Source organism: Mucilaginibacter segetis, assembly GCF_016522075.1.
Lineage (GTDB): Bacteria > Bacteroidota > Bacteroidia > Sphingobacteriales > Sphingobacteriaceae > Mucilaginibacter > Mucilaginibacter segetis.
In genome coordinates this window covers 432,541-445,256 of record NZ_JAEHFW010000001.1, presented here as the reverse complement: position 1 = coordinate 445,256, position 12,716 = coordinate 432,541, and the positions used below count along the sequence as shown (strand labels likewise).

Below are 12,716 nucleotides of genomic sequence, written 5' to 3'. Positions count from 1 at the left end.
AAGCAGGCCTATAACTAAACCTGCTATTAAAAAAATTTACTTTAGTTCTATTTTATTTCAAAAATGGCCTGGATAGTAAAGCTTAATTTTATTTTTCTAAAATCAATATCTGATTCCGGAGTACCTGCATCGGCACTTTTAGCCATGTACATGACCGGACGCGGGGAAGGAAAGCTACTATTATCATTTTCGATGATACTAATCGGTTGTCCTAATTTTTCGCCAATCCCATTTAACAAAAAGGTGGCCTTTTCTTTTGCCGACAGTAAAGCTTTCAATTTCAATTCGTTTTTAAGATCATTTATTTTTGAATAATCATAACTACTGATATTGGTAGACTGTATCCCTTTAGGATCCAGCTTACTTAAAATCTGATTATATTTATTCAGATCGTGAAAACGGATACCATATTGTTTACTTGCTAAAAAATCAGGATCTTTCTTTTTTTCTGTAGCATAATTCCATGAAGAAAGATCATTTACTGTGAAGTCTTCTTTTGCAATTCCGGCGGCATCAACGGCTTTCTCCAATTGCTGCTCTAACTGACTGATGGTAACTTTAGTTTTACCACTCATATATTCTTTTAAAGAAATGGTAACATCAATTATATCGGGAGTAACTTCTTTTTCAGCTATCCCGGTAACTTCAATTTTACGACGCAGATCAACATTTTGAGCAAAAGCTCCACACGATAAGGTAATTAACGCGGCAATAACGAATAATTTTTTCATAAGGATATTTATAAGTATATAATATATAGATAAGGTTACGCATGTTTAGTTTAATATGCGACATTACCGTTTGTATAAACTCATAAATGTGCTTTGTGTTTGGTACTAAGTTAATGGCTTACCCTCTAATTTGTTATTGTAAAGGTTTTTGGTATTAAATACATACGGTCGCTTATTTTTATTTTGATTTCTTAATAAACGGCGGCGGCGGCGTTTTAAAATATAACGTGATCCCCAATGATCAAAGGTTCCTGTTATGGCTAATATACCCCCCACAACAAACGCTATGATCATAAAAATAATAAACAGATGAAATATTTCAGCTAACAGGTGTCTCATTAATTCTAATTTTGATAATCAGATAAATGCAATAGTCGTGCCTAATGTGTAATTATTAATTAATAAATTTATTTAAAGATTTAATAAATATGACCAGCTCTTATTTTGAGTTTACTTTGCTGTTAACGATAATATTATAAACACCTCACTACTAATGACAAAAGATTTTAAAGCGATAGAAATACGTGCTTTTTATTCCACCTTAATATCATATTTACTTAATAAGCCCGGAAGTCCATTTAAGGAAAAACAGGCTTTTTTGATATGATTAATATCCGGGTCGATATTAAAATTAAAAGATGTCCTGAGATCAGCACCTTTTAATATAGTATTATTAAAAAACGCTCGGTGTAAATTACAATTTACAAATTTCGCACTTGCCAGATCGGCTTCAGTAAGGTCTGTTTCCACCATAGAACAATCGCTGAACTTAGCGCTTTTGTTTTTCTTTCGGTAAAAAATAGCGTTGTCCAATATGCAGTGATCAAAATTTATTTCGAATAAAAAATCGCGGCTTTTACTAAAGTTTACTCCGCTTAACTTGCAATGTGTGAAATTGATATTTTGGAAACCAGTATTTGCAACGCTTGCCAAGGCAAGATTACAATCTTCGAATACACAATCTATAAACACAATACTATCCAAGTAATTACCGGCGAAATCACAGCCTGTAAACTTGCAATTTTCGTAGGTGAGATTGTTCCCTTTAATTTGCTCAGCAGAAATTTTTGAATAAATTTTATCTTCGATATGTATAGCAGGCATTATGCAAATGTATGCATCTTGCGTAAAATGCTAAATGTTAGTACTGGTTATAATTAAATTAATGCTGAAATGCAAAATTAGTATCTTTGCGGCACATGCAGGCGACGGATACAGTAATAACACAGTGGGAAAAAGGCTATAATAACTATGGCCCCTGGCTACGCGAAAAATATAAAGGCCATCGGGTATTTAAAGTTATTGTAGATGGCGGGTTTACATGTCCCAACCGCGATGGCAGCAAGGGCTATGGTGGTTGTACCTATTGTAATGTAGATTCTTTTACGCCATCGGTATCCCGTAAAAACCCATCTGTTCGTGAACAGGTAATGCAAGGCATGGAACGTGCACGTAACGGGAATAAGGCGGACAAGTTTATTATATACTTTCAGCCTAATACTAATACTTATGCACCCGCTCATTATCTTAAAATGCTTTACGATGAAGCACTCAGCTATGGCACGGAAGATATAGTTGGCCTTTCTGTAGGTACACGTCCGGATTGCATCGACGCAGAAAAAATAGCCCTGCTTGAAAGCTATACCGATCGTTTTGACGTCGATCTGGAAATGGGGATGGAAAGTATTTATAATGATACATTAGCGCAAATAAATCGCGGCTGCAGTCATGAGGAATTATTAAAAGCCCTTAAGCTGACCGAAAACACCAAACTTGATGTTTGTGTTCATACCATATTTGGATTCCCGTGGGAAACAAAAGAGATGATGCTTAAATATGCTGATGAAATAAATAAACATCCGCAAATCAAATTTGTAAAATTTCATCACCTGCATATTGTAGAAGGTTCAGTAATGGGCGTAAAATATAAACGTGAACCATTTAAGCTATTCAGTATAAATGATTATGCCGATTTCCTTTGCGAATTACTGCCTTTAGTGCGGCCGGATATTGTTATTCAACGCTTATTTGGTTTAAGTGATCGCGAATTACTTATTGCACCAAACTGGGGCCTAAAAAAAAGTGAGATACAATATTACATCGATCAAAGAATTTTAGAGCGGGGTGTTGTTCAGGGCAGTCGATTCATATAAGTCTTCCTTTTTTTAAAGCATACTTATCCTTAATCTTTATCAATTACACATTGATTGTGTTGGCCGCTCTTTTGCACTTATAAGGATAAAAAATTATATTAGAAAAGTTAATAATATCCTGTTTTGGCGAATAAACCCTTACAAAACTATATTCCGGCCCTTACTGGCGTACGTGCATTAGCAGCTTACCTTGTTTTTATATCACACTATGCCTACGCTTTTGATGAAAATTTTCCTCATGGTGTGCAACGTTTTCTTAACGAGTTCCATATTGGCGTTACCATATTTTTTGTATTATCAGGTTTTTTAATTGCATTCAGGTATTTTGATAATTTTAAACTTACCGGCGACTGGTTCAGGCAATATCTTAAAAACAGGGTAGCGCGTATTTACCCCATGTACTTTTTACTCACTCTTGGAGCTTTCGTTGTTTATCATTTTACCAATGACCAAAAAGTAACCTCCGGCTTTGGCAGCCCGGTGGGTTTGTTTTTTATGAACATTACTTTTATCAGAGGTTTTTTTGATCAGCTAAAATTTACAGGCATTGCGCAGGGGTGGTCATTAACTGTTGAAGAATGTTTCTATTTTTCAGCACCTATTATATTCTTTGTTGCTAAAAAGTATAATAAGTTTTATATACAGCCTGTTATTATAACCTTAATTGGTTTTTTGTTAGTACTTATCTTTCGAAATGTTAATTGGTACGGCTTTTTCGGGAACTTTACTTTTATGATGTTGTATACCTTTTTTGGCAGGTGTTTCGAGTTTTTTGTGGGTATACAACTGGCATTAATAATAAAAAAGAAACAACCATTGGTAGCTAATGGTAGTAAAGGGATCACCTATCTGGGCTTTTTTCTTATTTTCTTTTGCGTATGGATAATGTCAATCCTTCCTATACCAAAAGGAGAGATAGCCGGCCTGCAAAATCCGTTGGGTGTTGTTACCAATAATTACCTGCTTGCCACATCAATAGCACTGTTTTTTTACGGCATACTTACTGAAACCACCATTTTAAAAAAGATACTTTCCAATAAATTTGTCGAGTTGCTGGGCAAAAGTTCGTATATATTTTACCTGATACATTTGGGTTACATGTACGATTTTTTACATAGTAGTTTTGATTGGCTTAACGATTACGTTTTTGATTTATATGATAAATGGGGGGTGGATTGGAACTCACCTTTTCAGTACGATAATTTGAATGTACTTTATGCATTTTTAATACTAAATGCCGTTTCAATATTGCTTTTCAAACTTATTGAAGAACCTGTAAACCATTATATTCGTAAATCAAACTTTTTAATAAAGAGCAGGTCATAGTTTCGTGATTATAGATATGGTAAAAGGACTAAAGAAATTTTTATTATTAGGTATTGGCATTGTTACCCTGATTTTAGGCGAACAGGCTAAAGCAAATAATATTGTTGCGAACAAACACAACGACGAAGACATATCAACAGTATTAACACCTGCTGACAAGAATGCCATTTTTGATGATCACGCTAAATATACATTTGAAGTAAAAAATCCTACCGGGACTGATCAGATCGGGCGATTATCCTATTATATTTATCAGCATGGTAAACAACTTGCTTATGATTCTATCCATGTTAAGGTAAATAAATACAGTTCAGGGAAATTTAACTTTGAACTACCAAAGTTAAAAACTGGCTTTTATAAGGTACACTTCCTTATCAATGTATCTGAATATGATGATACATTAAGAAAGGTTTTTGGTATACGTCCGGAGGAAATCGTTTCAAAATATTCAAAACCTGCCGATTTTGATAAATTCTGGCAAACTGCCAAAGATGAACTGGCAAAGGTAAAACCAAATTTTAAGGTTACACCTATGCCTAAGATGAATACAGATAACCGTAAGGTGTATTTAATTGAAATGCAGTCGTTAGGTAATATGACTATCAGAGGATGGATGACTGTGCCGATAACAAGCAAAAAAAATAAAAAATTTTCTGTTTTATTAGGTTTGCCCGGCTATCAGGTTAATTTAGTGCCTATAGTGGGTTTAGATCCTGATTTGGCTATTATAACACTTAATGTAAGGGGCCAGGGAAATAGCCGGGGTCCAATTGATACACGAAGGGATGAATTTATTTTTTATCATATTGAGGATAAAGATAAATATGTAATGCGAGGAGTAATTATGGATTGCCTTCGCGGCGTTGATTTTATCTTTTCGCAACCAGAATTGGATCATGACCAAATATTGGTAAGCGGTGGCAGTATGGGTGGTTTTTTATCGCTCGCTACTGCAAGCTTAGATAAAAGAGTAACTTTATGTTCTGCACAAAACCCGATATTATGTGATGTTAATAATTTAGACGGAGAGGTTACCTGGCCTATAAATGATATAAAAAAATATATAAAAACACAACCGGGCTTAACTTTAGATAAGGTTATAAGTAACCTTAATTATTATGATGGTAAAAACTTCGCTTCAAATATAACCTGTTCTACAATAATGGGAATAGGTTTGCTAGATCCTTACGCCCCCCCCGCTAATGAATATGCTACCTTTAACAATATTAAAGGTAAGAAAAGGATCATGGTATTTAAAGATTTGGGACACGAGGTAAGCCAGGTATATAAAGATTTGGAAGGAAGATGGATGCGAGATACGTTTGCATTATTTTAATACTATAAAATGAAAACAATTAAAACCCGATCAAAGCATTTAATAATCACTATACTATTTATTATTATAGCACAGCATGAAGTTTTTGCCGGAGGCTTCCCTGTGCGCCCTAAACAGTGGTTACTTTCACCCTCAATAAGTTACTTTTTTTCAAATAGCGGCTGGGATGCAAATCGCGTACATTCTCCTTTTGAGCTTAACGGGCAGTTCACCTCATTCAGCTATTCATTATATTCCGAGTACGGTATCAGCAGACGCTTTACACTCGTAGCTCAGCTACCTTATGTAGTAAATAACTTTGAACAAACAGGCTATAAAAGCCATAGTGAGGGTTTTACTGATATGGAGATTGGGCTTAGATATTACTTAGCCAACATTGACTATAAATATTACTTTACTTTACAAGCAACAGGCATCGTACCCCTGTATTCAGATATAAATTTAGGATATAAAGAAACCGGCGCCGAAATTAAGCTTGCATTTGCCGGGAGCGGCCATCTTTTTGGTAAGAACAGCTATTTTAATATAGAAAACGGCGTGAGGCAATATTTTGGTAGCAGCGGGCCAATTCAGGACAGGTATAGCGGAACATTTGGTTTAACACTTGATAGGAAGTTCAAACATCAGCTTTCAGTATCCGTTGGTGGTTTTTATTCATCAAGCAATTTTAAAGATTTTTCCCCTATTCAAACCAATAACAAGGATTTCGCCTTTAATCAAGCTTCCCTTAGCTACGGTTATACCTTCAGTAAAAAATTCTCTATATTCTTAACAGCAGGCACATTTATTAATGGCCGTAATACCGGCGATGGCCGAAATGTTTCCGCATCATTTATAATTAAGCCCTTCAGATAGATATTGATGTATAAACTGCTAATCATATTATTAATAGTCCCTGTTTTCTGCTTTGCCCAAACAGCAGAAACCTATATTCAAAGTGGTAATACTAAGGCTGGCGAAAAAAACTACAAAATTGCAATTGCTGATTTTACAAAAGCAATACAACTCAATCCAAATAATGCTAAACCTTATTTTTACAGGGCTAATGCTTATAACGACTTAAAGGAATATCCTTCTGCCATACAAGATTATACACGTTCCATCGAATTGGATCCGTCAAATGTATCCGCATTTTTTTACAGGGGCAATGCACATAACGCAAATAAAGATTATGAAGAAGCTATTGCTGACTTTAATAAGGCTATATCCATGAGTCCTACTGCCGAAATGTATCATTACAGGGCAAATGCGAAAGCCAGTTTGGGTAATAATGCAGGCGCAGCAGAAGATTTTACAAAAGCAATACAACTCACCCCTAATGATCCTTCTTTATATGAATACCGCGGTGTAGCGAAAAGTAATCTTAAAGATTATGATGGTGCTATTGCAGATTATGATATGGCAGTAAAACTTGATCCTAATAATTCCGACTTAATCTTTTACCGGGCAAATTCAAAAGGCAATATCGCGGACTATAAAGGAGCTATCGCTGATTACACCCGCTCTTTAGCACTTAATCCTAAAAATGCTGAGGCTGTTTTTTATCGTGCTAATGCTTATAGTAACCTAAAAAATTATCCGGCGGCTATTGCTGATTATAAAAGGACAATAGTTTTAGATCCGAAGATGCCTAACCTTTATAAATACCTGGCTAATGCATTAAGCAATAATTCAGATAAAAAGGCTGCCCTTGATTATTTCGCTAAAGCAATTCAGCTTGATCCTAAGAATGCAGAATTATATGTATTATCGGGTATTGTTAAAAGAAACCAGGGCGACGAAGAAGGAGCGATTGCCGATTTTGATAAGGCTATAGAATTGGATGATAACAGCTCTGACGCATACCAAAATCGGGCCGATCTAAAATTAAATTCAAAAAACTTTGAGGAGGCTGAAGAGGATGCAGATAAAGCTATTGAGTTAGATGATAAAAACAGTTATGCGTACGTAACCAGGGCCAGGGTAAAAATTGAGTTAAAGGATACCGCTAGTGCTTTAAACGACATAAATGAATCCATTAATATAAACTCTACAAACGACTATGCATATGTTGTACGCGGCAATATTGCAGCAGGTAAAAACGACTATAAAAATGCGGAAAAGGATTATTCTAAAGCCTTGGAATTTAACCCCGGCAATTCGGAGACTTTATTAAGAAGAGGCAATGCCAGAATGAAGTTGGATGACAGACAAGGCGCACTCCAGGATTTTAAGAAAATAATTGACATTGGTGCTGACGATGATGAACTAAGGGCGCGTCTTTTAACGTCTATGGTGAGGGCTGGATTTTATAAAGACGTGCTCTCCTTATCTAATTCATTAATTAGTAAAAATGGCAAAAAGGCGATATTTTGGGTAGGTAGGGGCATAGCAAAGCAAAATTTAGATGATATTAACGGGGCCATTGCCGATTATAATACAGCCTTACAATTAGATACGGCATCAGCCTATGCTTACCAAAACAGAGGCAGTGCCAAACTTGATCTTAAGGATTATGATGGTGCTCTGGCAGATATCAATAAGGCCATACACATTCACGACGATGATGATGAAGCTTTTTTTATACGTGGTAATGTTAAAATGGCGCTCAAAAATTACCAAGGTGCTGTTGATGATTATAATAGTGCTTTGTTCATTAATTTAGATAACATTAAGATATTTGCTTACCGTGCTTTGGCTGAAAGCCTATTACCTAACCTGGATCAAATGACCGCCGATTTTAATTACGCGCTTAAAATGGAGCCGTTAAACGACCTTATTTATACTTTGCGAGGATCTGCTAAAATAAACTTGAAAGATTTTACCGGCGCTATCAATGATTTTACGGAAGCTATTAAATTAAATCCGCAAAATGCAGAGGCTTACCATAAAAGGGGGATGGCAAAGTTGAACAAACAAGATATAAACGGTGCTTGTATTGATCTTAACAGCGCAGCAGCATTAGGGTCAAAAATAGCGGCTGATGATCTGAAGAAATTTTGCAGGTAACACTGGTAGTTTCAGGATCACACTCTTTACATTTCTCCAAACAATTCTTCTATTGCTTTTACACGGTAGTTGAATATCTTTTTTATCTGTTTATCCACAATTACTTTATTGCTTAGCCGGCCAATAACACCAAAAGGTATGGCATAATGCAGAATATCTGTCATTTCTGTTCCACCGGCAATGGATTTAAAATGATGTTGATGATGCCACAAAGCATACGGGCCAAAACGCTGCTCATCAACAAAATATTTCTCTTCATCTACATGTGTTATTTCTGTCATCCAATTAAGCTCAATACCAAATAAAGGAGTTACTTTATAAGTAATGATCATACCGGCATACATTTTCATACCCTGCGTATAATCTGAAGTGACTTTGAACTTCATTTCCGGCGGAGTTATTTTTGCCAAATTTAAAGGCGAGGAGAAAAAACCCCATGCTTCGTCTAAAGTTACCGGGATATTTTGCTTTAGTTTAAGACTGTATGTTTTCACATTTTCCTAACGGAATTTGCGTGCATATGTTTGCTCATTGCACCATTTTATTAGCACAGCATGAACTGGCGAAAGCTTCGGGCTTAGCTTTAAATACAAATCCCATGCTTAAAATATAGCCCATAGCTTCGTGTAAAGCCTGGTTGCTTTTAAACATCGGGTTAGTATTAATATCGGCATGTACCTCCAACTCTACATCGTAAAGGTCAAGCAGGTCACACAATTTATAGGCAATGTCTATCGATTTTTGAACTTCGGTAAGCATGCGTTCTTTAATGCTCATTTTTTGAGAAGTACGCTCCTGATGAATAAACATAAATGCACCACGCTGTTCTCTAATAAAAACTATTACCGTTGCAAAATCAGTAACTGACCCTTTCACCTGTGAGTCTGTACCAATACAAACTTTTAACTTATTGCCCAGGTTAGTTTCACGTTCAATGGCACATTCCACCTCTTCAATAATAGGTGTTTGAATAACTTCTCCGCTAAATTTTCTCCAGGTCATAAAATTTGTTTTAGGTTAAATTTATAATGACCTTTTTAGGGTCTATAAAAATAAGCGATAAATTATTTTATAAACGTTAACAAGGCATGATTTATTTGTTAACATTTGGCTGAATATTAACAACTTAGCAAAAGCAATTGATTTTTTGCAATAAAAAAAAGCCGCTTTCATTTTTTGAAAGCAGCTTATTTGTCGTTTTTTTAATTGGATATTTATCTTCCAGCCTTTTTCACCGGGAAATGTGGCTTACCGCCCCGGTTAATTTCCGGCGCTCCAACAAGGGTCATGGCACATCGGAATCCAACTTCTGCACTTGACTGATCCTCATCCATAAATCTGCGCGTTGCAGGGTTTAGCCAATATGCCATATCGTTCCATGATCCTCCTTTATACACTTTTGAGCGGTCGTTAACTAAGGTGGTAGTGCCATATAAGCTAGTATTAACCGAATCCCTATAGCCCCTGTAATCAGCACTGTAAGGCTTACCAGCCAAAGGATCGTTAGCATCTGTATTAGCCGTAGCGGCGTTGCCTTGCCGTTGAGCTATCATTTCTGCATAAGGTAATTTCTTATTTGATGTTGCCGGATCTTTTATAGGACGGCCGTATTTATCTTTTGCGTACAATCCCTTAGCCGGATCAGCTAAACGTTTATTTGTAAACTGATTACCACGATAAGGATTAAAATCATTAACTTCTTCAAATGAAGTTTGACGATAGGTATCGGCAACCCATTCATTAACATTACCAGCCATATTATATAATCCAAAATCATTAGGTTGATATGATCTTACAGGGGCTGTTATATCTGCTTTATCATTCAAACCACCACCAACACCGGCATTATCTCCCAAACCACGTTTAAAATTAGCTAAAATTAAACCGCGGGTTGTTCTATTGGGCGAACGCACACCTAAGCCATTCCATGGATATATTTTACCATCGTTAATGTTTTCAAACTCCGTATTACCTGCAAGTGCCAGAGCAGCATATTCCCACTCAGCCTCAGAAGGTAATCTGTATCCTTGTTTTAAAATTCCATCTTCAATACGTACAGGTCTGCGTGCGCCACCTTTAGCAGTCCCGGGGTCAGCATTAGGATTTAAATCCTTAGGCATATTCTTACCATCTACACCATTTCCTCTTATTTGATTATTCAAATACATATCAGTATTAAATGGCTGCCCATCTTGAGTACTATTACCTTGAGTACCTTGACTTTTTGCTTTATCTTTCCAATTTACCAGATAATTACCCTGACGCAATATGTTCTCATTGGTTCTATCAGTACGCCACACGCAATAATCCTGAGCCTGATCCCACGTAACCCCTACAACAGGGTAATCCTGAAAAGCAGGGTGACGAAGGTAATTTTGCACATAAGGTTCATTATAAGACAAAGGATTCCGCCATACTAAGGTATCAGGCAATGCATTATAATAAAGCTCGCCGTCATTAGGGAAAGTTATGCTTATCCAGTGCAGATAATCAAGCCAATCCTGGTTTGAAACCTCTGTTTCATCCATATAAAAAGAAGGAACAGTTACCCTGCGGCGAACATTATTATATTCATAGGTTACATCCTGGTCAGCGCTTCCGCCTAATACAAATGTTCCTCCTTCTATTGGTACTAAACCAGGGCCGGGACTTGGATGAGTTTGCTTAAACCTTAAGTAACCACCATTATTTTTATCGTTATAAGCTAAACCCGTTTTTTGTGATACTTCATGTTTACTGCAGCTGCTTAGTAATACGCCTAAACCCATCAACACTAAAGCAGTATTAGTAAAAAGTGCTTTCATACTTTGCAAAATATATTTGGAGGTAAATTTAATAAATTTCGATAAAAAATATTGTTATTTGACAAGGTTAATTAAAACCTAAATCTATACAAAATAATTTAAACGTATTATTTGTTGGTTGAGTTACAATAAATTGGATTATTAAGGTGTTTTAATGCTTAAATTTTAGCGTAGACCTCTATATATTATTTTAAATATTAAGACTAAATTGCACCCAATGAAGTATTTTTATTCTAAAAAGCTTTTTTCTTATTTTTTAGTCATTTCTCCTGTATTTGCGGCGGCGCAAAATGCCAACACAAGCATAAATGGAAGTTCCAATGCAATTGCTACAGCTGTACCATTTCTTAACATCACACCCGATTCGCGTTCAGGGGCTATGGGAGATGCAGGGGTAGCATTATCACCTGATGTTAATGCAAATTACTGGAATCCGGCTAAACTTACTTTTTTGGAAAGCAATAACGATATTTCTATTTCTTATAATCCCTGGTTAAGACATTTGGTGCCCGATGTAAGCCTGTCATATTTAAGCTATGCACACAAATTAGATGACAGGAACTCTTTTGGTGCATCATTGCGTTACTTTAATCTGGGTTCTATTCAGCGGGTAGATCAGTTTCAAAACTATCAGGGCACCGATAACCCAAGCGAATTTTCTGTTGACGGTTCCTTTGCACGAAAGTTTGGAGAAAACCTTTCACTGGGTTTAACCGTACGATATATATATTCAAATTTCAGCAATGCTGATTTTGTTTCAGGTTCAGGTCAGCAGGTAAAACCGGGTAATTCCTTATCAGCGGGCGTATCTTTATATTATACAAAAGCCTATGGCGATAATTCCATATTCTCGTTCGGTACAAATATATCTAACATTGGCTCAAAAATAAGCTATAGCAATTCCGGGCAAAGATATTTTTTACCTGCAAACCTGAAGATAGGCGCTGCAAATACCTGGAATCTGGATGATGTAAATAAACTCACACTGACTTTAGATATTAACAAACTTTTAGTGCCTGCTCCAGTAATTACTACGGATGAAAATGGCAATACAGTAGTAGACAGAAGAGAAGACCTTTCAGTACCGGGAAGTATTTTCACCTCATTTGGCAATGCAAATGGATTACAGGAGCTTACATTTTCTCCCGGAGTTGAGTATTGGTATAACAATATGTTTGCTTTAAGAGGCGGATATCTCTATGAAAACCCTGATAAGGGTGGCAGACATTATGCTACTTTAGGGTTGGGCTTTAAATATAAAAATTACATGTTCGATTTTTCTTACCTGGCCGCCAGTCAGCAAAACAGCCCGTTGGCTAATACTCTTCGCTTTACGTTATCAACAAGTTTTGGTGGCTCTAATAACGCTTCTAAATAA

The 12,716-nt window shown here is 36.2% G+C and carries 12 protein-coding genes; 6 read left to right on the top strand and 6 right to left on the bottom strand.

All coding sequences use genetic code 11. From position 1 onward, the window contains the following. Positions 1-47: 47 nt before the first annotated feature. The 3 genes from I5M19_RS02100 to I5M19_RS02090 form a co-directional block, all read right to left on the bottom strand. Complete coding sequence (locus I5M19_RS02100; RefSeq protein WP_200063554.1) at positions 48-731, bottom strand: SIMPL domain-containing protein; 684 nt, start codon at positions 729-731, stop codon at positions 48-50. 105 nt (positions 732-836) lie between these two features. Beyond that, positions 837-1,070 carry a hypothetical protein gene (locus I5M19_RS02095; RefSeq protein WP_200063553.1) on the bottom strand — a complete coding sequence of 78 codons (234 nt, stop codon included), beginning with the start codon at positions 1,068-1,070 and terminating at the stop codon, positions 837-839. Between the two features lie 192 nt (positions 1,071-1,262). Continuing rightward, positions 1,263-1,835, bottom strand: a complete 573-nt coding sequence (locus I5M19_RS02090; protein ID WP_200063552.1) for a pentapeptide repeat-containing protein — start codon at positions 1,833-1,835, stop codon at positions 1,263-1,265. Positions 1,836-1,930: 95 nt separating this feature from the next. On the opposite strand from I5M19_RS02090, the gene I5M19_RS02085 reads away from it, so the two are divergent. From I5M19_RS02085 to I5M19_RS02065, 5 genes are all read left to right on the top strand, one after another. Then, positions 1,931-2,884, top strand: a complete 954-nt coding sequence (locus tag I5M19_RS02085; protein ID WP_200063551.1) for a TIGR01212 family radical SAM protein — start codon at positions 1,931-1,933, stop codon at positions 2,882-2,884. A gap of 123 nt (positions 2,885-3,007) precedes the next feature. Further along, on the top strand, positions 3,008-4,210 hold the full coding sequence (locus I5M19_RS02080) for an acyltransferase family protein (RefSeq protein ID WP_200063549.1): 1,203 nt from the start codon (positions 3,008-3,010) through the stop codon (positions 4,208-4,210). Positions 4,211-4,226: 16 nt separating this feature from the next. Next, positions 4,227-5,546 carry an acetylxylan esterase gene (locus tag I5M19_RS02075; RefSeq protein ID WP_200063547.1) on the top strand — a complete coding sequence of 440 codons (1,320 nt, stop codon included), beginning with the start codon at positions 4,227-4,229 and terminating at the stop codon, positions 5,544-5,546. 9 nt (positions 5,547-5,555) lie between these two features. Further along, positions 5,556-6,401 carry a hypothetical protein gene (locus I5M19_RS02070; protein ID WP_200063545.1) on the top strand — a complete coding sequence of 282 codons (846 nt, stop codon included), beginning with the start codon at positions 5,556-5,558 and terminating at the stop codon, positions 6,399-6,401. A gap of 6 nt (positions 6,402-6,407) precedes the next feature. Next, positions 6,408-8,534: a tetratricopeptide repeat protein gene (locus I5M19_RS02065; protein WP_200063543.1), complete on the top strand. Its 2,127-nt coding sequence runs from the start codon at positions 6,408-6,410 to the stop codon at positions 8,532-8,534. Positions 8,535-8,560: 26 nt separating this feature from the next. On the opposite strand, the gene I5M19_RS02060 is transcribed toward I5M19_RS02065, so the two are convergent. From I5M19_RS02060 to I5M19_RS02050, 3 genes are all read right to left on the bottom strand, one after another. After that, a complete protein-coding gene (locus tag I5M19_RS02060; RefSeq protein WP_200063541.1) occupies positions 8,561-9,028 on the bottom strand; it encodes an SRPBCC family protein in 468 nt (155 codons plus the stop codon). Between the two features lie 34 nt (positions 9,029-9,062). Further along, positions 9,063-9,536 (bottom strand): ribonuclease H-like YkuK family protein, encoded by a 474-nt coding sequence (locus tag I5M19_RS02055; RefSeq protein WP_200063539.1) that lies wholly within the window; start codon positions 9,534-9,536, stop codon positions 9,063-9,065. Between the two features lie 212 nt (positions 9,537-9,748). Beyond that, positions 9,749-11,338, bottom strand: coding sequence for an SUMF1/EgtB/PvdO family nonheme iron enzyme (locus tag I5M19_RS02050; RefSeq protein WP_200063537.1), 1,590 nt, complete (start codon positions 11,336-11,338; stop codon positions 9,749-9,751). 217 nt (positions 11,339-11,555) lie between these two features. Here I5M19_RS02050 and porV point away from each other — a divergent pair, with 217 nt between their 5' ends. Then, positions 11,556-12,716, top strand: coding sequence for a type IX secretion system outer membrane channel protein PorV (porV, locus tag I5M19_RS02045; RefSeq protein WP_200063535.1), 1,161 nt, complete (start codon positions 11,556-11,558; stop codon positions 12,714-12,716).

What these genes read in the sequence shown, in the direction of transcription:
- I5M19_RS02095 (WP_200063553.1), bottom strand. Translation starts at nt 1,070, where the DNA reads ATGAGACACCTGTTAGCTGAAATATTTCATCTGTTTATTATTTTTATG.
- I5M19_RS02075 (WP_200063547.1), top strand. Translation starts at nt 4,227, where the DNA reads ATGGTAAAAGGACTAAAGAAATTTTTATTATTAGGTATTGGCATTGTT.
- I5M19_RS02090 (WP_200063552.1), bottom strand. Translation starts at nt 1,835, where the DNA reads ATGCCTGCTATACATATCGAAGATAAAATTTATTCAAAAATTTCTGCT.
- I5M19_RS02065 (WP_200063543.1), top strand. Translation starts at nt 6,408, where the DNA reads ATGTATAAACTGCTAATCATATTATTAATAGTCCCTGTTTTCTGCTTT.
- I5M19_RS02070 (WP_200063545.1), top strand. Translation starts at nt 5,556, where the DNA reads ATGAAAACAATTAAAACCCGATCAAAGCATTTAATAATCACTATACTA.
- I5M19_RS02085 (WP_200063551.1), top strand. Translation starts at nt 1,931, where the DNA reads ATGCAGGCGACGGATACAGTAATAACACAGTGGGAAAAAGGCTATAAT.
- I5M19_RS02055 (WP_200063539.1), bottom strand. Translation starts at nt 9,536, where the DNA reads ATGACCTGGAGAAAATTTAGCGGAGAAGTTATTCAAACACCTATTATT.
- I5M19_RS02050 (WP_200063537.1), bottom strand. Translation starts at nt 11,338, where the DNA reads ATGAAAGCACTTTTTACTAATACTGCTTTAGTGTTGATGGGTTTAGGC.
- porV (WP_200063535.1), top strand. Translation starts at nt 11,556, where the DNA reads ATGAAGTATTTTTATTCTAAAAAGCTTTTTTCTTATTTTTTAGTCATT.
- I5M19_RS02100 (WP_200063554.1), bottom strand. Translation starts at nt 731, where the DNA reads ATGAAAAAATTATTCGTTATTGCCGCGTTAATTACCTTATCGTGTGGA.